Raw genomic sequence first — 18,698 nt, 5'->3', positions numbered from 1 at the left:
CTGGCCCCTCGAGGAGCGCCGTCGTGCACTGCTGTTGGGTAAAGCACTCCCCGTGCCAGGGCCTGGGGGCTCCGAACACCCGAATGGAAATCATCCTTCGAGGTAGGTGAAGGGAGCAGGCATATCCAACGGATGGGGTGGGATATCCGAGCGACCCTTTCCGGATATGTCGGACGGTGGAGAAAGGCTCCGTCGCCGAGCAACCGCGCTGATGGACGGGGTGAGACTGGATGAGGGGGCCGGGCAGCACCCGGGGGCGAAGTGGGTTAAGGGGGAGCGCCATGACCCACGCCGCCTCGTCCCGCCGGTTCCAGGTCTTCAGCCTGGGAGTGCTCGTCTACTCGTTGGGCGTGATTCTCTGGGGTGCCTTCGTCCGGGCGACGGGCTCGGGCGCGGGCTGTGGAGCTCACTGGCCGGTGTGCAACGGCGACGTGGTGCCCCGGGCGCCCTCGATTCAGACGCTCATCGAGTACACGCACCGGCTGACGAGCGGCCTGGCCATGGTGCTCGCGGTGGCGATGTGCGTGTGGGGCGTACGGGCCCACGTGAAGGGGCACCCGGCGCGGCGCGCGGCGGCGTGGGCGCTCGTGTTCATGACGACCGAGGCGCTGGTGGGCGCGGGCATCGTCCTCCTCAAGTACGTGGCGGACAACGCGTCGGTGGGCCGGGCGATTTGGATGGGCGTGCACCTGGTGAACACGTTCCTCCTGGTGGGCGCGCAGGCGCTGGTGGTGTGGTTCTCGCGCGGGCGCGCGCCGCTGGCGCTGCGAGGCCAGGGGCTGGTGGGGCTGCTGCTGGGCACGAGCGTGGCGGGGCTGCTGCTGCTCGGGGTGAGCGGCGCGGTGGCGGCGCTCGGCGACACGCTGTTTCCGGCGGAGAGCCTGACGCACGGGCTGAGCCAGGACATGTCCGAGACGGCGCACGTGCTCCTCCGGCTGCGCGTGCTGCACCCGGTGCTGGCGGTGGGCGTGGGCGCGCTGGTGGTGCTGCTGTCGCGGTGGGTGGCGAGGCTGCGGCCTTCCGCGGAGGTGAAGCGGGCGGCCACGGCCATCGTCATCGTGTACGCGGCGCAGCTGTGCGCGGGCGTCATCAACCTGGTGCTGCTGGCGCCGGTGTGGATGCAGCTCGTGCACCTGCTGCTGGCGGACCTGGTGTGGATGTCGCTGGTGCGGCTGTGCGCGGCGGGCCTCGCCTCGGACGCGCCGAGGGCCCTGTCCGTGCCGCAGCCGGCCTCTCACGCCGAGCCGGTGTGACGTTCAGCGCGCCTCCGACTCCGCGCGCAGACGGAGGCCCTTCGGCACCACGGCGCGCTCCACCAATTCAAACAGGCCGCTGACGAGTAACGCGAGCGCCGCGGCGGGCACCGCGCCTTCGAGGATGAGCCCCACGTCGTCGAGCCGGATGCCGGTGAGGATGGGCTGCCCATAGCCACCTGCGCCGACGAGCGCGCCCAGTGTGGCGGTGCCCACGTTGATGACAGCGGCCGTCTGGATGCCGGCGAGGATGGACGGCGCGGCCATGGGCAACTCGATGCGCCAAAGCCTTGCGAACGAGGGCAGGCCGAGCGCCTCGGCGGACTCGCGCACTTCGAGCGGAATGCCAACGAGCCCCGCCGCCGTGTTCCGGACGATGGGCAGCAGGCTGTAGAGGAACAGCGCGGCGATGGCCGGCCGCGAGCCGATACCCAGCAGCGGAATCATCACCACCAGCAACGCCAGCGACGGCACCGTCTGGATGATGCCCGCCAATCCCAACACCCCCTGCCCCAGCCGAGGCCTGCGCGCGGCGACGACGCCCAGCGGCACCGCGAGCGCGATGGCCGCGAGCAGCGACACCACCACGAGGAACAGGTGCTCGCGGGTCCGGTGCCAGATGCGCGAGGAGAGTCCTTCCCCGCGCACCTCGGCGGAGATGCCCAGCGAGCTCTTGAGGAAGTCAGCGGCCACCTGCGCCTCGGGAACCCGGTCCAGGCGGGCACGGGCATTGAGCTTCACCATCTGCGCCTCGGACAGGCGGCCTCCCAGTCGGAGCATCTCCGCCAGCGCCTCCGGAGCACGAGACTCCAGGTCCCCGCGATAGAGCAGCACGGCGTCGTACGCGGGGAAGTGGTGCAGGTCGTCCTCCAGCACGCGCAGCCCGTACGCCGCGATTTCCGCGTCGGTGGAGTACAGGTCCGTCACCTGGATGGCGCCGCTCTCCAGCCCGCGATACGCGAGGTCATGGTCCAGTCCGCGCACGTCCTTCTGCGGGAGCCGATAGCGCTCCCTCAGGGCGGGCCAGCCATCGGCGCGGTCCATGAACTCATTGCTGAAGCCGAAGCGCAGCTCGGGGTGCGAGAGCAGGTCGGAGATGCGACGGATGCCCAGCTTCTCGGCCTCGGCCTCCTTCATGCCGAGGGCGTAGGTGTTGTTGAAACCCAGTGGCGCGCTCAAGCGCAGGCCCTCGGCGGCCAGCGCGGTCCGCAGGGCTCCGTCGTCCTGAAGGTTGCGGCCGGACAGCAATTCCTGACGGAGCGTGCCGGTGTACTCGGGATAGATGTCCAGCTCGCCCCTGCGCAGGGCTTCCCAGAGCACGGTGGTGCCGCCCAATTCGCGCCGGTGCTCCACCCGAGCGCCCGTGCTCCTCGCGAGCTGCGTCACCATCTCCCCGAGGATGACGGACTCGGTGAACTTCTTGGAGCCCACGCGCACGGTGGGCTCGCCGTCACCGGAAGGCTGCGCCTCACCGCTGGTGCACGCGACGAGCAACAGCGTGAAGAACCACACCCAGGTCCTCACGCCGCCGCCCCTCCCCCGGGCACGGGCCGCTGTGCCTGGATGAAGCGGGTGACGAACGGGTCCGCCGGTCGCGACTCCAGGTCCGCGAGCCCGCCCTGCTGCACCACGCGCCCATCGCGCATGAGGAGGATGTCATCCCCGAGGAAGCCCGCCTCCGCCAGGTCATGCGTCACCAGCACCACCGTCTTTCGCAGCCGCGCGAAGATGGCGCGCAAATCCGTCTGCAATTCATGCCGCACCAGCGGGTCCAGCGCGCCCAGCGGCTCGTCGAGCAGCAACACATCCGGGTCCAGCATCAGCGCGCGCATCAACGCCACGCGCTGCCGCTGTCCCCCGGAAAGCTGCGCGGGATACCGGGCCAGTGCGTCCGAAGGAAACCGCGTGAGCTCCACCAACGCATCCAATCGCTCACGCGTGCGCGCGGAACCCCAGCGCAGGTGCTGGGCCATGAGCGTGACGTTCTCCTCGCCTGTCAGGTGCGGAAACAACCCGCCGCCCTGGAGCGCGTAGCCCACGCGGTGGCGCACGGCCAGCAGCGCGTCCCCCTCCGAGGGCAATGGCTTCCCATCGAAGAGCACGCGCCCCGTGTCCGGACGCAGCAAGCCATTGAGCAGCCGCACCATCGTGGACTTGCCGCAGCCGCTCGGGCCGAGCAGCACCGTGGTGCGCCCGGTGGGAAGGCGCAGGCTCAGCGGGTGCAGCGCCTGCGTGGTGCCGAAGCGCTTGGATACGTCCTGCAGTTCGTACACGCGGAATCCAAGGTCAGGGCAAGGTGAAGGCGCCGTTGCAGGCGGCGGGGAACGGCGCTTCGGAGGCCAGGAAGCTACACGAGGCGAAGAGCGCGCGGTCCTCCCACTCCACCGCCCCAGCCCACACCACCAACGGGCCATGCTCCGTGGGCGCGGTGAAGCGCGAGCACCGCGCGGGCAGGTTCTCCAGACGGCACGCCACCTCCTCCACCGCCCCCGCGCCCGGCAGCGCCTCCGCCAATTCCGCCACGCCCTGGTCCCTCCAGCGCGCCGTCACGTCCGTCCGCGCGGGCATGTAGACATTCCACGTGAAGGACGAGTCCCCGCAGCGGATGCGACCCGCGCGCGTGGTGGACACGGCGAGCTGGCACTCTTGCGGCACAGCCAGCGCGCGCCATGGCAGGCGCGGCGGCTGCACCAGCGCGTCCGAATCCAACACATCGCCCTCGGGATTGCCTCGAGACGCGGTGTACTCGAGCAACTCCAGACACCGCGCCAACAGGGGCCGTGTATTCCCCCGCGCGATACACCCGAGCCCTCGCAATCGCCCCGCCCCGGGAGTCACCGCGACGGCGTAGCCTCCGGCGCGACACTCCACCTCGACACTCGCGCACGCGGCGAAGCGGATGGAGGGCCATGACTTCCCCGCGAGCGGCAATTCTCCCTTCACCTCCACCACGCCCGGCCCATGGCGCCCGGTGACTCGCTCGCGGGCCCGCTGGAGCATGGTCTCGAGGCTCCCGCTCTTCGCCTCGGCCATCCACACCGTCACGTCGCCGCAGCGGTACGTGCGCGACTCCGCGCTGTCGGGAACGGACGTGCAGCCCTCGAACAGGGCACGGGCCTCGGGGACGAACGGGCCCACGGGCGTGGTGCCCTCGGGAGACACGGGAGGCACCCTCGGCGTGGGCGCCGTGCACGCGCACAGCACGCCCAACAGGTACGCCGGCAGCAGCCACGCAGCGGTCCGCATAGGCCACCGGGATTAAGCGCCACCACGAGCCACGTCAACCCGCGCGGAGGGCCGGCGACCAGCGCTGTACACACGCGGTGGACGTCAACACTGCGCCTGGGCGGAAACACCCAACGGGGCCCTGCACGAGCCCCAATCTTCGCTCCGCCGTGTCAGTCCACGACCTTCTCCACCTGCTTCCCGCGCTCCAGGTTCTTCTCGATGACGTTGTTGGTGTGGTTGAGCAGGAGGCCGAACGTCGCATCGGCGCGGTACGTGTCGAGCCCGTCGCCCACCAACTCCTGCCCGTCCTTCTGGTCATCGATGACGCGCGAGAGGAAGGCCTTGTCGAAGTCCTTGCCCTCCTTGCCCTGCAGCTCGCCCACGTCCTTCTTCGCCTCTTCGATGGCCTCGTCGAGCCGCTTGTCCACGCCGGCCTTGCGCTCCTCGTAACCCTTCTGGACGCCCTCGCTCCCGGAGCCGCCCGTGCCCTCCTCCGTCGTGGTGGACAGGTCCACCGCCGCCACCTCGATGCGCTTGCTCTCCGCCCACGTCTCCAAATCCTTCAGGTGCTTCTGGTGGTCCTCCACCAGCTTCTTCGCGTACTGGCGCACCTGCGGGTCCTGGGAGTGCTCCAGCGCCAGCTTCCCGAGGGAAATCTGCTTCGCGTCGAAGACGACGAGCTGCCCCACGTACTCCTCGCGGTCCGCCGCGGCCTCGCCAATCTTGCGCTCACGCTTCTCCGCGTCCTCCGCGTGGGCCACACACCCGACCAGCAGACCGACCACCAGCGCGGCCGAGAGGCTCGCCACGCCAACGCTGTTACGCACTCCAGCCATGTCCACCTCCAGACGAAGCCATGCCCGAAGGTGGGCCCCACCATGGACCATCGCCAACGCGCCCGCGCCTGTCCGCACCTCCCCTCGGGACGTGAACGCGCGGACCAGGAGTCCGTCCGCCCGCCCACCTGCCCGGAGGGAAGCGCCGCCTCGCGCCCGCTGTCCCTCTCAGGAGCACCCCACGCCCGTACGTTCCGCTTGACCGGACGCCGGGCTCGTATCAATACTCCATCCGGATGAACGGATTGAGTCTCCACCACCCATGAGCGCCGCCGCCCCCGCCATACTGGGCTGGATGACGTCGCTGGCCGACCCCACCCGCGTGCGCCTGTTGCGGCTGGTGGAGCGGCACGAGCTGACGGTGGTGGAGCTATGCACGGTGCTCCAGCTCCCCCAGTCCACGGTGAGCAGGCACCTCAAGGTGCTCGCGGATGACGGCTGGGTGGAGTGGCGCCCCGAGGGCACCAGCCGCCTGTACCACATGGCGGACGGGCTCCCCCCCGCGGCGAAGCGGCTGTGGACGCTGACGCGCGAGCAGATGTCCCAGGCGCTCGCGGCCGAGCAGGACGACCACCGGCTCGCTCCCGTGCTCGCCGAGCGACAAAGCCGCAGCCAGGCCTTCTTCTCCACCGCCGCGGGCAAGTGGGACAAGCTCCGCCGCGAACTCTTCGGCGAGCGCTTCGACGTGCTCGGCCTCCTCGCCCTCTTCGAGCCCACGTGGCGCGTGGGCGACCTCGGCTGCGGCACCGGCCAGACGTCGGAGATGCTGTCGCCCTACGTGAAGAAGGTCGTCGCCGTGGAGTCCTCCGCCGCCATGTTCAAGGCGGCGAAGGCGCGGCTGGGCAACCTGGACAACGTGGAGCTGCACCGGGGGGATTTGCACGCGCTCCCCGTGGATGACGGCACGCTGGACGTGGCGCTGCTGCACCTGGTGCTGCACCACGTGGCGGAGCCTCCGGCCGTGCTGGCGGAAGCGGCGCGCGCGCTCGTCCCCGGCGGCCGCATCCTCCTCGTGGACATGCAGCGGCACGAGCGCCGCGAGTACCAGCAGCAGATGGGACACGTCTGGCTGGGCTTCGAACCGGAGCAGCTCTCCGGCTGGCTGAAGGACGCGGGCTTCACCGACGTCCGCATCCACCCCCTCCCCGCGGACCCCGCAGCCAAGGGCCCCGCGCTGCTGTCCGCCGTGGCGGTCCGCAGGAAGTGAAGAAGCGCCTCTTGAACCCGTAGCTCTCCCCTGGAGTCGATGATGAGCACTGCGCTGAAGACGAAGTCGGACACGCGGCCGGCCTTCAAGGTGAAGGACCTGAGCCTGGCCGAGTGGGGCCGCAAGGAAATCATGCTGGCCGAGGACGAGATGCCCGGCCTGATGGCGCTGCGCGCCCGCTATGGCCAGACGAAGCCCCTCAAGGGCCTCAAGGTCATGGGCTCGCTGCACATGACGGTGCAGACGGCCGTCCTCATCGAGACGCTGTCCATCATGGGCGCGGACGTGCGCTGGTGTTCCTGCAACATCTTCTCCACGCAGGACCACGCGGCCGCCGCCGTGGCGGTGGGCCGTCCCGAGACGGGCGGCACCGTGGAGAACCCCAAGGGCACGCCCGTGTTCGCCTGGAAGGGTGAGAACCTGGAGGAGTACTGGTGGTGCACGGAGCAGGCGCTCATCTGGCCCGACGGCTCCGGCCCGGACCAGATTGTCGACGACGGCGGTGACGCCACCCTCCTGCTGCACAAGGGCCTGGAGTTCGAGAAGGCCGGCAAGGTCCCCGACTTCAACGCCGCCTCCGAGCCCGAGGAGTGGGGCGTCATCCTCGGCCTGCTGAAGGACATGCAGCAGCGCGACGCGAAGCTCTGGCAGCGCGTGGCCCCCAAGGTGCGCGGCGTGAGCGAGGAGACCACCACGGGCGTGCACCGTCTGTATGACATGCAGAAGGCCGGCACCCTGCTGTTCCCCGCCATCAACGTCAACGACAGCGTCACCAAGAGCAAGTTCGACAACCTCTATGGCTGCCGTCACTCGCTGGTGGACGGCCTCAACCGCGCCACAGACGTGATGCTGTCCGGCAAGGTGGCCGTCGTCTTCGGCTACGGCGACGTGGGCAAGGGCTGCGCCCAGGCGTTCAAGGGCCAGGGCTGCCGCGTCATCATCGCGGAAATCGACCCCATCTGCGCCCTGCAGGCCGCGATGGAGGGCTACCAGGTCGACACGATGGACAACTGGGTGGGCAAGGCGGACATCTTCATCACCGCCACCGGCAACCGCGACATCGTCACCGCCGAACACATGTCCAAGATGAAGGACAAGGCCATCGTCGCGAACATCGGCCACTTCGATAACGAAATCGACATGGCGGGCCTGAAGAAGGTGCCGGGCATCAAGCACACCAACATCAAGCCGCAGTACGACATGTGGACCTTCCCCAGCGGCAAGAGCGTGCTCATCCTCGCCGAGGGCCGCCTCTTCAACCTGGGCTGCGCCACCGGCCACCCCAGCTTCGTGATGTCCACCAGCTTCACCAACCAGTGCCTCGCGCAGCTGGAGCTGGCCACCAACCTCAAGGCCTACGAGAAGAAGGTCTACACGCTGCCCAAGCGGCTCGACGAGGAGGTGGCGCGGCTCCACCTCGACAAGCTCGGCGTGAAGCTGACGAAGCTCTCCCCCGACCAGGCCTCGTACATCGGCGTGTCCGTCGAGGGCCCGTTCAAGCCGGACCACTACCGCTACTGATTCCGCTGTAGCCACGCGGCTGTCAGGAAGGCCCGGGTACCTGCGTAAGGTGCCCGGGCCTTCGTGCGTTTGGAGGATGCAGCGCATTCACTGCTCGGCCACGTGCTTTCCCGATGGGAGTCTTTCGACCCGCCCCAAGCATTGTCGACCCACCCAAGACATACGGTGAGCGCAATTCCAGCCATCACCGGGGTCTGTCTTGACATAAGTCGAACATGTAAAGGATAAAGTTCCGCTATCAGAGGAGGGGGAGTGAACTGTCAGAACCATGAAGCCATCGCGGCGGCCGCGACCTGCGGCGGCTGCGCAGAGGCGTTTTGTGAAAACTGCCTCGTACCGATGGGCGCCGCGCGCTACTGCGGCGGCTGCAAGACGATGGCGGTCCCCGCCTCCGCGCTGACGACTACGCGCGAGTCGGAGGAGGCCAACCGGGCGCTGAAGCTGGCCTTCCTCGGCATCTTCTGCTTCGGCGTCATCGTGGCCCCCATGGCCATCAGCGCCGCGCTCAACGCGCGCAAGGAAATCGAGGCGGACCGCACCATCGGCGGGTTGGGCAAGGCCAACGCCGCGCTGGTCATCGCTCCGGCGGTGTTCATCGCCTCGATTATCGGCCTCTTCATTCGCTTCAAGGGGATTGGGCGATGACCACGAGCGCTCCTGCCGGACAGTTCAACTCCCAGCCCATGGCCACGGCCTGCCGCAACCACCCCTCGGTGGCGAGCCGCGAGGCCTGCACCCGCTGCGGTGAGTCGTACTGCGGCGTCTGTCTCTTCACCCTCGCGTCGGGCTCCGTCTGTCCGTCCTGCATCATGCGGCCGGGCACTGGTGGCTCCAACGGGGCCCTGATGCACGCCCTGGGCGGCCTGGGCTGCGCGCTGCTGGGGGTGTTCCTGCTGGGCGTCATGATGTTCGCCCCGGTGCTGAGCGGCGAGGCGATTCAGGAGCCCGCCGCCACCATCGTGAGCCTGGCGGCGATGATTACGGCCTTCGGCGGCGTGACGCTGTCGTTCATCGCGCGTGATTTGAGCCGGGGGACGAACGCGATGCTGCCGATGGTGGGCATCGTCGCCAACACCCTGCTGACCATCATCCTCTCGCTGCTCACGCTCGTCGGCGCCTTCTTCATGTAGCGCCCTGCCCTCTCGTGGAGTCGAACCGATGGGAATGATGACGGTCGAGGTATGGGATGCGACGGGAGCCAAGCGCCAGCAGGTGGAGCTTCCGGACGACGCCCCGGTGAATCGCGTGCTGGTGGTGCTGGTGGAGAAGATGCGCCTGCCGCGCCAGAGCCCGGACGGGCAGCCCATGAGCTACAAGTTCCACCACAAGAGCAGCGGCATGCAGTTGCTCGACACCCAGACGCTCGCGGACGCGAAGGTGCAGCCGGGTGACGTGCTCCGCCTGCAGCCGGAAATCACGGCCGGGGCGCGGCGCTCGTGAAGGTGGAGCTGAACGAGGGGCGCTTCAGCCGCTTCGAGCTGATTGAGTGGTGGGACCAGCAGCGGCTGGCCCGCGCGCGCGTGCTGGTGGCGGGCGCCGGGGCGCTGGGCAACGAGGTGCTGAAGAACCTCGCGCTGCTGGGCGTGGGACAGGTGGTCGTGGTGGACATGGACGTCGTGGAGACGTCCAACCTCTCGCGCTCGCCGCTGTTCCGCCCCTCGGACGCGGGCCGGGCCAAGGTGGACGCGGTGGCCGAGGGCGCCCGCGACATCTACCCCGACCTGCGCGTCCGCCCGCTGCGCGCCAACGTGGTGCATGATTTGGGGCTGGGCCTCTTCCGCTGGGCGGACGTGGTGATTGGCGCGCTGGACAACCGCGAGGCGCGCCTGGCCATCAACCGCAACTGCTACCGCGTGGGCCGCGCGTGGATTGACGGCGCCATCGAGGTGCTGTCGGGCGTGGCCCGCGTCTTCGTTCCGCCCGAGGGGCCCTGCTACGAGTGCACCATGAGCGAGCAGGACTGGCGCCTGCTGGAAAAGCGCCGCTCGTGCAGCCTGCTCAACCGGCAGCTGGAAGAGATTGGCAAGGTGCCGACGACGCCCACCACCGCGTCCATCGTCGCCGCCATTCAATGCCAGGAGGCGGTGAAGCTGCTCCACGGCCAGCCCACGCTCGACGGCGCGGGCTTCGTCTTCGACGGGCTGATGCACCAGTCGTACGTCACGCGCTACCAGCGCAACCCGGACTGCCTGAGCCATGACCCGCTCACGCAACTGGAGCAGGTGCAGCGCTCGGCGTCGGACGTGAAGGCCGGCGAGGCGCTGGGCTGGGCCCGCGAGAGGCTCGGGCCCGGCGCGGTGCTGGAGTTCGGCCGCGAGCTGATGCAGGGGCTCGACTGCCCGGGGTGCGGCCGCGAGGAGCGGATGTTCCGTCCGCTGTCGCAGGTGACGGAGGCGGACGGCGTGTGCCCGGCGTGCGGGACGCGCCGCGCGCCGAGGCTGTTCCACGGCCTGCGCGGCGACGAGGACTTCCTGGGCCTCACCCTGGCGGAGCTCGGGCTGCCGGCGTGGGACGTCGTCAGCGGCCGGCAAGGGGAGCGCGTGGTGGGTTTCGAGCTGAGCGGGGACCGGGCGCGGGTGCTCGGAGATTTGGAAACGGGGGGCGTATGAGCAAGGCAGCCAAGGCTGAAAAGACACAGCAGCCCGTGCGCGGCTTCCCGGGAGGCGACATCGCGCCCACGCCGGGGGAGCTGCGCATCGCGGTGGAGAAGCAGCCCTACGCGCAAATCATCGGCCACGCGATTCTCGAGCCGGACGTGGAGGTGTGCGGCGTGCTGGTGGGGCGCCTGCTGGAGGATGCGCACGGACAGTACCTGCACATCACCGCCGTCATCCGCGGCGAGGCCGCCAAGCAGCAGGGCGCGCAGGTCACCTTCACGCACGACACCTGGAATCACATCCACAAGGAGATGGATGCGAAGTACCCCGACGAGCAGATTGTCGGCTGGTACCACACGCATGGTGGCTTCGGCATCTTCCTGTCCGACATGGACACGTTCATCCACCGCAACTTCTTCTCGCAGCCGCACCAGGTGGCGTACGTGTATGACCCGCTCGCGGGCACCGAGGGCTTCTTCCACGGCATGTCCGGCGAGCTGAAGCAGGTGCAGCGCTACTGGCTGGGCGGGCGCGAGCGCAAGCCGCTGGGCGCTGCCGCGACGCCGGCCGCCACGTCCGAGGGAGGTGGAGACCTCGCGAGCGCGGTGAACGCGCTGACCCGGGCCGCCGCGGCGCTGCAGGCCTCGGCCCGTCCGCCCTCGAAGGACCTGTTCCCCATTCCCATGTGGGCCGTCGCGGCCTCGGCGCTGCTGGTGCTCGGCTACCTGTACCTGAATGGCGGCCTGATGGGCCGTCCGGCGGAAGGTGCGCGGCGCTCGCAGCACATGCTCGTGCTGGACCAGGACCCGGCGACGGGCACCGCGGTGGGACTCGAAATCGTCCCGCTCGAGGCCGAGCGCGGCGACATCGTGCGCGACCGCAACGGTGTGCTCTACCGGAGCGTCTCGCTCATGCAGCCCAACGGCCAGCCGGCCCCGCTGCTCGGCGTGTTGCAGGGCGCGAATGGGGCTCGTGCACCGGAGGCGACGGCTCCCAAGCCGGCTCCCGCTCCGCAGGCTCCGCCGCCCGGGGTGCATTCCGGCGCGCAGCAGTCCATGTCGCGGGTGCGGGTGCTGCTCGTGGCGGGAGGCGCGGTGCTGGCGCTCGTGCTGGGCACGGTGGGCGTGCTCTTCGTCCGTCGCCGCCGCGTCGGTAACGCCAAGGTGAAGGTGGGAGGTACGCCATGACGGGTGCGGCCGAGAAGATTGTCATTGCGCCCGAAGAGCTCTCGTCTCCCCAGGTGGACGAGGCGCTCTCGCGGCAGCTCTCGTTCGGCATGGCGCCGGCGCCGGAGCGCGTGGAGGACAAGCGCACCGGCTTCTTCTACCGCGCATATGTCGCGCTCTCGCTGGCGGGCCTGCTGGGCGGGCTGTCCGGGTGGGCCGTCATCGAGCCCTTCCTCACGGACGGGATGGAGCTCCAGGGGCGGGTGGAGCAGGTGAACCCGGGCTACCACACCGAGGCCGGCAGCCCGATTACCTCGGTCACCGTCGGCGGCGTGACGGTGTGGGTGAGCCCGGAGAGGACGCACGTCGAGCGGGATGGCGCGGTGGTGCCGTCGCAGGCGCTCGCGCCGGGGCAGGTGGTGAGCATCAAGGGCTTCCCGATTAGCGAGCCGAAGGTGACGGCGGTGTCCGCCTATGAAGTGACGGTGCTGCCGGAGGGCACCGAGGCCCCGGCATCCGTGGACCTGCTGGCCGCGCAGCGCCGCGACGGGCTCGCGAGCCTCTCTGCGTTCGCCATCATCGCCGCATTCGTGGGCCTCTTCATCGGCGCCGCGGACGGGCTGCTGTCGCGCGCGTTCCACCGCGCGGCCATCTGCGGCTCGGTGGGACTGGGCATGGGCCTGGTGGTGGGCCTCGTGGCCACGTTCGTGGCTGGCCTGACGTATGGCCTGGGCACCAGGCTGGTGGAGTCACTGGGTGAACAGGGCGTGGAGGGCATGACGACGGCGCAGCTCCTGGTGCAGATGTGCGTGCGCGGCGTGGCCTGGGCGATGGCCGGGGCCGCGATGGGGCTGGGCCAGGGTGTGGCGCTGCGCTCGTCCAAGCTGCTCATCAATGGGCTGGTGGGTGGCATGGCCGGGGCGCTGCTCGGCGGGCTGCTCTTCGACCCCATCAACCTCTTGTTTCAGGGCTTCGGCACCGGTGAAGCATCGCTGAGCCGCGGCGTGGGCTTCGGCGTCATCGGGCTCGTGACGGGGCTGGTGATTGGCCTGGTGGAGATTGTCGCTCGCGAGGCGTGGATAAAGATGCTCACCGGCCCGCTCGCGGGGAAGGAGTTCGTGCTCTTCAAGAGCCCCACCACGGTGGGTAGCTCGCCCAAGAGCGACGTGTACCTCTTCAAGGACTCGGAGGTGGAGCCCACCCACGCCCTCATCCACGCGATGGGCGAGGGCTACGAACTGGAGGACAAGAAGAGCCCCGCGGGCACGTTCGTGAATGGCCGGCGCGTGTCTCGCGCTCGGCTCACCTCGGGCGACCAGGTGCGCGTGGGCAAGACGGTGTTCGTCCTCAACCTGAAGGAGGGCTGAGGTGTCCGAGCTCCAGCCCCAGTCCGCCGCCGGCTTCGCGGGCGTCCTTTGCGGCATCTGCCAGACGGGCATCCAGGCCGAGGAGTCGGTGGGCACCTGCCCCGCCTGCCAGTCGCCGTTCCATGCCGAGTGCTGGGCGGAGAATGGCGGCTGCGCGCAGTACGGCTGCGCCCACATGCCGTCCGCCACGCCCGCCGAGACGGCCGTGGCCGCGCGCACGTACTGGGGACAGGAGGAGAAGGCGTGCCCCGGCTGCGGGCAGCAGATAAAGGTCGCCGCCCTGCGCTGCCGCCACTGTGGCGCCGTCTTCTCCTCGGACCAGCCGATGACGTCCGGCGAGGCGGAGAGCCAGGCCCAGGTGAGCGAGCGCCGCGCGGCGGCGGGCACCGCGGCGCTCGTGCTCTTCGCGGCGGGGCTGGTGCCCTGCACGGCGCCGCTCACGCTGACGCTGGGCGGGCTCTGGTACCTGGGCAACCGCGACGTGGTGCGCCGGATGACGTCGCAGCGCCGGGTGATGGCGCTGCTCGGGCTCGGCGCCTCGGCCGTCACCACGAGCGTGCTGCTGCTGGCGGCGCTCTTCCTCGGGCGCTGAGCCATGACTGCCCCTGAGTCCGAGCGCATCCGCATCGAGCCCGAAGAGGTGGCGCGCGCCGTGCCGCCGCCTCCGCCGCGCCTGTATGCCTCGCGCTACGCAGCAGTGCCTCGCCAGGAAGAGCCGCCCCGCGTGGACCGGCTGGCGGTGGGCGCGCTGGTGCTGTCGCTCATCGGCATTCCGCTGGCGGGCTGCCTCCTGGGCCCCATCGCCATCGTCTGCGGAGCGCTGGCGCTCTCGCGGCTGTACGGGCGCGAGGACGTGCGCGGCTCGGGCATGGCGCTGGCGGGGCTGCTCGTCGGAGCGGTCGAGTTCGTGGGTTGGATGGGCGTCCTCTTCTGGACGCTCTCCACGCCCTCGGCCATCCGTCCGCACCCGACTCCGCCGTCGGTGCTCACCTCGAATGCACAGGGGCTGACGGACGCGCCGCCGCACATCCGCAAGGCGTTGCTCGCCAACGTGCGCCTCACGTGCAGCGGCGGGGAGTCCATCCTCGGCTCGGGCATCAACGTGGCGAGCGGTGACGGCCGCACGCTGCTCCTGACCAACCGCCACGTGGCGGACTGCGGCCAGGGCGCGGCCCTGCGCGTCGCCTTCCACGACGGAGAGGACGTGGAGGGACGCGTCCTGTGGCTGGGCCCGGACGGGGTGGACCTGGCCGTGGTGGAGGCGCGCTCGGGACATGAGCGCCGCGACGAGGTGATGCCCCTGAATGCCCGCCACGCGGCGCGCGTGGGTGACGGTGTGTTCGCGGTGGGCAACCCGCTGGGCTACGACACCACGTACACCGTGGGCGTGCTGTCGGCGGTGCGGCGTCTGCCCATGGGCCCATTGGAAGGCCGCGTGTATCAGGTGCAGGCGGCCATCAACCCGGGGAACAGCGGTGGCGGGTTGTACTCCTCGGATGGGGGCCTCATCGGCATCAACACCTGGGCGGTGGAGCGCACGCGCTCCGAGGGCCTGGGGTTCGCCATCAGCGTGGAGACCATCACCGAGGCGCTGCGCGGGGCAGATGCCTCGCTGCGCGGGCTCGTGCCAACATCTTCGGAGGAAGGGAGCGCCCGATGAATGTGAGACACCGTCGGCTGGTCGCGGACCATCGCATGGTCATGAGCAGCTTCGCCGACCACCCCTACATCCGCGTGCTCGAAGCGGCGGGAGACCCTCCCGAGCGCTACAAGCTGGAGTACCGGGTGCAGGGCCTGGTGATGCAGGGCGAACAGGTGGTGCCGAAGAGCGAGCACCTGGTGGAGGTGTTCCTCACGCTGGGGTACCCGCGTCAGGCGCCGCAGTGCCGGATGCTCACGCCCGTGTTCCACCCCAACATCGCCCCGCATGCCATCTGCATCGGCGACCACTGGAGCGCGGGCGAGTCGCTGGCGGCGCTCATCGTGCGCATCGGCGAACTGATTACGTTCCAGAGCTACAACGTGAAGAGCCCGCTCAACGGCGCGGCCGCGCGCTGGGCCGAGGAGAACATGGCCCAGTTGCCCATCCAGCGCGTCGACCTCGCCGCGCGGATGGACGGGGCTCCTTCGCCGCAGAGCGCGTCGTCCTGAGGCATGGGGCTCCGCCAGGCGGCTGGCAGGGTTGTGCAACATGAAGGGTGATTCACTCTGCGTGTGCCTGAAGCTGTGGCGCGGAAGGTTACGCAGGGCGTGAAGCTGTAACGGCCCGCGCCACTTTCGCGCGGGCTTCTCTCGTGGCGATGGGCATTGCCCAGACGGGGGCAACGCATCGCGGCGGTCGTGGCGCGAAGGGTGCACTGCGCGCGAGCCGGGTCTTCAGCGCGGACCCGGTGTGCAGTCATCCCCCCAACGAGAGAGGTTTCATCCATGAACAGCAAGATGACGGGCCGCCTTCTGGCGGCGGCTTTCTTCAGCCTGACGGCGGCGGGTTGCCAGGGCGAAGAGCAGACGCCCGCGGGTGATTCGCTCGCGACGCAGGAAGCGAAGGCCGAGCAGCAGTGCATTCAGGGCTCCGAGGGCATCAAGAACTGCGCGACGGGCCGCGCGACGCTGACGCGCACCACGAAGGGCATCGCCGTCTCCGGGCTGGCGGACGTGAAGACGGATGGCTTCTCCAGCGAGTTCGCGGGTGCGGCGAGCTGGAACCTGACGGCCGACATCGGCGGTCTCGGCGCGAAGGGCCAGGGCTTCACGCTGGCGGCGCGGGACGGCGCGCAGGTGGTCAGCTCGCTCCGCGTCGGGCTGACGAGTGACAAGGACGGGGTCAGCTTCTCGCCCTCGTTCACGGGCTCGCCGGGTGGCTCGGCGTACCGGGTGAATGTGTATTCGAACGGCCGGCTCGTGCTGGGGCAGCGCTGGGAGATCGACTACTCGGTGGGTGGCTGGTGGTACAACCTCCATATCGGCCTCACGCGCATCGACATCGGCTTCAAGAACCACACGTCCATCGACGCGCTGGACCCCATCACCACGGGGGCCTGCGTGTGGAGCTTCCGCGGTGCGCCGGGCACGTTCACGGTGGACGCGAATGGCAAGCGCATCAGCGGCGACTACCTCGAGTTCGTCGAGGAGGTGGGTGACGGCGCGTACCCGTACACCAGCTTCTCCGGCATCGACGTGAAGGCAGCCGCGAGCGACTTCACCATCCTGGGTGAGTCCATCGTCCCGGCGAAGCAGTAGTTGGCTTTCCGCGCCGGGCGGGTGTGCGTTCCCGCCCGGCGCTCAGCTCCCGGTGTCGTCCTTCGGCACCGGGCGCTGGCGGCCGTAGGCCTCGTGGAGAATCGTGTCGCTGTCGAGGCCACTCGCCTTCGCGGCCTCCACGTCCAGGCCCTCGCCGTGGCCCCGGCCGCGCCCCTCGAAGACGATGCTCGGGCCGTCGAACGACGCCGTGCGCGGACACGACGGCAGCTTCAATCCGGAGCGCAGCAGGTCACACGGCAGCGAGCCCCCGGACTCGAACGTCGAGTCACCCTCCGTCTTCGTGAGGATGAACAGCGCGCGCCCCTTCTCGAAGCGCAGCGACACCAGCGTGCGGCCCACCAGTCCTTCCACGTCCACGCGCGGACGCATCTCCCTCCACGGCTCTTCCCCGCCCTGCGAGAAGAGCAGCCACTCGTCCCACTTCAGCTTCGGCAGGCCCATCGCCTTCGCGTCATCGCGCTGCACGCGCACGGTGCCTCGGAAGGCCTGACAGTGCGTAGTGTCGCAGACGGGCCGGCCCGGGTGACGGCTGTGCTGCTCGTTGTGCGCCACCACCCGCGCCAGTGCCACGCGCGCCTCGCCCTTCAGCGTCACGTCCTCCGCCGCCACCACGCCCGCCGTGTATTGCAGGCGCGTGGTGCGGAAGACGAAGTCGGAGCCACGCCGCGCTTTCATCGCGCTCGGTGACGTGGGCACGCCCGGAGGCGGCCGGTACGGCGGCGGCGTGGACCACGTGAAGACTCCCGCGTAGTCCCTGCCCTGCTCCGGCCCCTTGGGGAAACGCACGCGCCACGGCATTCCCAGACACAGCGCCGGTCCGCGTGCGGTGAGCCCTTCCAGCCGCGACCACTGCGGCGGCGCGGCTCGCGGCGTGCCTCCCTCCAGCGAGAAGCCCGCACCGGAACACTGTGCCTCCACGTCCTTCGAGGGCAACAACCCCAGCACCTGCACTCGCGCGGCCTCCAGCCCGGCCTGCCGGCGCACGCGGAAGAGCAGCTCCGGAATCTCCTGCGCGAAGGCGCGCGGCATCTTCCCCGGCCGCACCGCCACCAGCACCAGGTCCGCGTCCATGGCGGCAATCCACCCGTACTGCGGCCGGCTCGCGGCGTCTCGCACCGTGCCCGTCTTGGTGGCCACGCCCATCAGCGCCTTCGACACGGGCAACTCCGACAGCGTGCCGCGCGCCACGTTGTCCGACAGCAGCGCCAGCACGTCCGGCCGAGCCTCCGCCAACAGTCGATACGCCTGCGCCAGCCCCCACGGCGACAGCGCCAGCGTGGAGCGCAGGCCAATCGCATCCGCCATGTCCTGCGGCGTCCCCGTCAGCCCCACCGCGCTCAGCACCGGGCCCCACGCACCGAAGGCCTTCGGCGCTGAGCCCTTCGCCTCCCAGTCCAGGAAGTACCCGTTGCACGAGCGCAGCAGCGCGATGCGCGCGTCCACCTTCTCGGGCAGGTTCGGCCCGCAGGCCCACTCCTGCACGCCCGTGCGCGGCGACAGCACCGGGTGGTCCGTGCCCGCCGCGTAGAGGAATGGCTTCAGCGTCGAGCCATACGGCAGCGCGCGCCGTACGTCACCCTCGGCCAGCAGCACCTCGCCGGAGTGACGGCTCAGCACCACCGTGGCCGGCCCGGCCGCGCGCACCTCCACGTCCGCCAGCTCATCGACGGACAGCGGCACCACCCACCGCGCCCCGTCCTGGCACTGGCGCAGCCTCTTCGACAGCGCGCTGGGAAAGCCCACGGATTCGTTCAACAGCCGCGCCAATGCACGCCGGGCTCTCGGCGTGTCCACCGCCGGCGCCGAGGCCAGTTCCGACGCCGCCTTCGACAGCGACTGGTACGGCGCGTCCCTCCACGCGGCCAGCTCGCCGCTCAGCGCGACGGCGAAGGCCTCGTGGAACAGCCGGTCCTCGCTGGACTGGGGACAGGCCCACCAGAGGAACTGGTGCGCCAGCTCATGTCGCAGCGCTACGCGCAGCCGCTCGTCCAGCACGCCCGGCGTGTTCTGCCTCAGCTCCACGCGGCCCGGCCGGCCCTGCGCGTTGCGCTCGGGGGCCAGGGCCGTGCCTCGCTCCAGGAGGATGGTGCCCGGCGCCTTCGCCGGAGCACCGCCCGCCTCCGCCACGTAGCGGGCCTCCAGGGTGCTCCACCCGGACTCCGCCTCGCGGCGCAGCTCCGCTTCCGGCGTCACGTCACCGCGGGTGACGAAGGTGGGGGTGGCCGCGAGCAGCGCGGCCACCGTGGCGGCCCACACCATGAG

18 protein-coding genes are annotated in these 18,698 nt (G+C 70.0%); 13 read left to right on the top strand and 5 right to left on the bottom strand.

Features of this window, described 5'->3' with window-relative positions; translation table 11 throughout:
• Positions 1–281 precede the first annotated feature (281 nt).
• Positions 282–1,253 carry a COX15/CtaA family protein gene (locus ACVTJA_RS04760; protein WP_465834155.1) on the top strand — a complete coding sequence of 324 codons (972 nt, stop codon included), beginning with the start codon at positions 282–284 and terminating at the stop codon, positions 1,251–1,253.
• Between the two features lie 3 nt (positions 1,254–1,256).
• Here ACVTJA_RS04760 and ACVTJA_RS04755 read toward each other — a convergent pair whose 3' ends face one another.
• The 4 genes from ACVTJA_RS04755 to ACVTJA_RS04740 form a co-directional block, all read right to left on the bottom strand.
• Complete coding sequence (locus ACVTJA_RS04755; protein ID WP_465840310.1) at positions 1,257–2,642, bottom strand: ABC transporter permease/substrate-binding protein; 1,386 nt, start codon at positions 2,640–2,642, stop codon at positions 1,257–1,259.
• Positions 2,643–2,773: 131 nt separating this feature from the next.
• Positions 2,774–3,526: an ATP-binding cassette domain-containing protein gene (locus ACVTJA_RS04750; RefSeq protein WP_465834153.1), complete on the bottom strand. Its 753-nt coding sequence runs from the start codon at positions 3,524–3,526 to the stop codon at positions 2,774–2,776.
• Between the two features lie 13 nt (positions 3,527–3,539).
• On the bottom strand, positions 3,540–4,499 hold the full coding sequence (locus ACVTJA_RS04745) for a hypothetical protein (protein ID WP_465834152.1): 960 nt from the start codon (positions 4,497–4,499) through the stop codon (positions 3,540–3,542).
• A 152-nt stretch (positions 4,500–4,651) separates the two neighbouring features.
• Positions 4,652–5,317, bottom strand: coding sequence for a DUF4142 domain-containing protein (locus tag ACVTJA_RS04740; protein WP_465834150.1), 666 nt, complete (start codon positions 5,315–5,317; stop codon positions 4,652–4,654).
• 262 nt (positions 5,318–5,579) lie between these two features.
• Between ACVTJA_RS04740 and ACVTJA_RS04735 the strand changes: the two genes are divergently transcribed.
• From ACVTJA_RS04735 to ACVTJA_RS04680, 12 genes are all read left to right on the top strand, one after another.
• A complete protein-coding gene (locus ACVTJA_RS04735) occupies positions 5,580–6,524 on the top strand; it encodes an ArsR/SmtB family transcription factor (RefSeq protein ID WP_465834149.1) in 945 nt (314 codons plus the stop codon).
• Positions 6,525–6,566: 42 nt separating this feature from the next.
• Positions 6,567–8,045, top strand: coding sequence for an adenosylhomocysteinase (ahcY, locus tag ACVTJA_RS04730; protein WP_465840308.1), 1,479 nt, complete (start codon positions 6,567–6,569; stop codon positions 8,043–8,045).
• A gap of 252 nt (positions 8,046–8,297) precedes the next feature.
• Positions 8,298–8,690: a hypothetical protein gene (locus ACVTJA_RS04725; RefSeq protein WP_465834147.1), complete on the top strand. Its 393-nt coding sequence runs from the start codon at positions 8,298–8,300 to the stop codon at positions 8,688–8,690.
• Positions 8,687–9,175: a hypothetical protein gene (locus ACVTJA_RS04720; protein WP_465834146.1), complete on the top strand. Its 489-nt coding sequence runs from the start codon at positions 8,687–8,689 to the stop codon at positions 9,173–9,175. Before ACVTJA_RS04725 ends, ACVTJA_RS04720 begins: the two co-directional genes overlap by 4 nt.
• Before the next feature lie 28 nt (positions 9,176–9,203).
• On the top strand, positions 9,204–9,485 hold the full coding sequence (locus ACVTJA_RS04715) for an EsaB/YukD family protein (protein WP_465834144.1): 282 nt from the start codon (positions 9,204–9,206) through the stop codon (positions 9,483–9,485).
• Positions 9,482–10,654: a ThiF family adenylyltransferase gene (locus ACVTJA_RS04710; RefSeq protein WP_465834142.1), complete on the top strand. Its 1,173-nt coding sequence runs from the start codon at positions 9,482–9,484 to the stop codon at positions 10,652–10,654. The genes ACVTJA_RS04715 and ACVTJA_RS04710 overlap by 4 nt, the downstream gene beginning before the upstream one ends.
• Positions 10,651–11,829 (top strand): M67 family metallopeptidase, encoded by a 1,179-nt coding sequence (locus ACVTJA_RS04705; protein WP_465834140.1) that lies wholly within the window; start codon positions 10,651–10,653, stop codon positions 11,827–11,829. The genes ACVTJA_RS04710 and ACVTJA_RS04705 overlap by 4 nt, the downstream gene beginning before the upstream one ends.
• Positions 11,826–13,175, top strand: a complete 1,350-nt coding sequence (locus ACVTJA_RS04700) for an FHA domain-containing protein (protein WP_465834139.1) — start codon at positions 11,826–11,828, stop codon at positions 13,173–13,175. The genes ACVTJA_RS04705 and ACVTJA_RS04700 overlap by 4 nt, the downstream gene beginning before the upstream one ends.
• A gap of 1 nt (position 13,176) precedes the next feature.
• A complete protein-coding gene (locus tag ACVTJA_RS04695; RefSeq protein ID WP_465834137.1) occupies positions 13,177–13,767 on the top strand; it encodes an RING finger protein in 591 nt (196 codons plus the stop codon).
• A gap of 3 nt (positions 13,768–13,770) precedes the next feature.
• Positions 13,771–14,835: a trypsin-like peptidase domain-containing protein gene (locus ACVTJA_RS04690; protein WP_465834135.1), complete on the top strand. Its 1,065-nt coding sequence runs from the start codon at positions 13,771–13,773 to the stop codon at positions 14,833–14,835.
• Positions 14,832–15,326: a ubiquitin-conjugating enzyme E2 gene (locus tag ACVTJA_RS04685; protein ID WP_465834134.1), complete on the top strand. Its 495-nt coding sequence runs from the start codon at positions 14,832–14,834 to the stop codon at positions 15,324–15,326. Before ACVTJA_RS04690 ends, ACVTJA_RS04685 begins: the two co-directional genes overlap by 4 nt.
• A 276-nt stretch (positions 15,327–15,602) precedes the next feature.
• On the top strand, positions 15,603–16,415 hold the full coding sequence (locus tag ACVTJA_RS04680) for a hypothetical protein (protein WP_465834132.1): 813 nt from the start codon (positions 15,603–15,605) through the stop codon (positions 16,413–16,415).
• A 42-nt stretch (positions 16,416–16,457) separates the two neighbouring features.
• On the opposite strand, the gene ACVTJA_RS04675 is transcribed toward ACVTJA_RS04680, so the two are convergent.
• Positions 16,458–18,695: a SpoIID/LytB domain-containing protein gene (locus ACVTJA_RS04675; protein ID WP_465834130.1), complete on the bottom strand. Its 2,238-nt coding sequence runs from the start codon at positions 18,693–18,695 to the stop codon at positions 16,458–16,460.
• Positions 18,696–18,698: the final 3 nt, after the last annotated feature.

The sequence above is a fragment of the Pyxidicoccus sp. M6 genome, from assembly GCF_055568925.1.
Note: the sequence above shows the minus strand (reverse complement) of the source record. Positions and strands in the feature narration are given on the sequence as shown.

Excerpts from the sequence above, each read along its gene's own strand:
- ACVTJA_RS04760 (WP_465834155.1), top strand. The coding sequence starts at position 282 with ATGACCCACGCCGCCTCGTCCCGCCGGTTCCAGGTCTTCAGCCTGGGA.
- ACVTJA_RS04755 (WP_465840310.1), bottom strand. The coding sequence starts at position 2,642 with ATGGTGACGCAGCTCGCGAGGAGCACGGGCGCTCGGGTGGAGCACCGG.
- ACVTJA_RS04745 (WP_465834152.1), bottom strand. The coding sequence starts at position 4,499 with ATGCGGACCGCTGCGTGGCTGCTGCCGGCGTACCTGTTGGGCGTGCTG.
- ACVTJA_RS04740 (WP_465834150.1), bottom strand. The coding sequence starts at position 5,317 with ATGGCTGGAGTGCGTAACAGCGTTGGCGTGGCGAGCCTCTCGGCCGCG.
- ACVTJA_RS04735 (WP_465834149.1), top strand. The coding sequence starts at position 5,580 with ATGAGCGCCGCCGCCCCCGCCATACTGGGCTGGATGACGTCGCTGGCC.
- ahcY (WP_465840308.1), top strand. The coding sequence starts at position 6,567 with ATGAGCACTGCGCTGAAGACGAAGTCGGACACGCGGCCGGCCTTCAAG.
- ACVTJA_RS04720 (WP_465834146.1), top strand. The coding sequence starts at position 8,687 with ATGACCACGAGCGCTCCTGCCGGACAGTTCAACTCCCAGCCCATGGCC.
- ACVTJA_RS04715 (WP_465834144.1), top strand. The coding sequence starts at position 9,204 with ATGGGAATGATGACGGTCGAGGTATGGGATGCGACGGGAGCCAAGCGC.
- ACVTJA_RS04705 (WP_465834140.1), top strand. The coding sequence starts at position 10,651 with ATGAGCAAGGCAGCCAAGGCTGAAAAGACACAGCAGCCCGTGCGCGGC.
- ACVTJA_RS04700 (WP_465834139.1), top strand. The coding sequence starts at position 11,826 with ATGACGGGTGCGGCCGAGAAGATTGTCATTGCGCCCGAAGAGCTCTCG.
- ACVTJA_RS04690 (WP_465834135.1), top strand. The coding sequence starts at position 13,771 with ATGACTGCCCCTGAGTCCGAGCGCATCCGCATCGAGCCCGAAGAGGTG.
- ACVTJA_RS04685 (WP_465834134.1), top strand. The coding sequence starts at position 14,832 with ATGAATGTGAGACACCGTCGGCTGGTCGCGGACCATCGCATGGTCATG.
- ACVTJA_RS04680 (WP_465834132.1), top strand. The coding sequence starts at position 15,603 with ATGAACAGCAAGATGACGGGCCGCCTTCTGGCGGCGGCTTTCTTCAGC.
- ACVTJA_RS04675 (WP_465834130.1), bottom strand. The coding sequence starts at position 18,695 with ATGGTGTGGGCCGCCACGGTGGCCGCGCTGCTCGCGGCCACCCCCACC.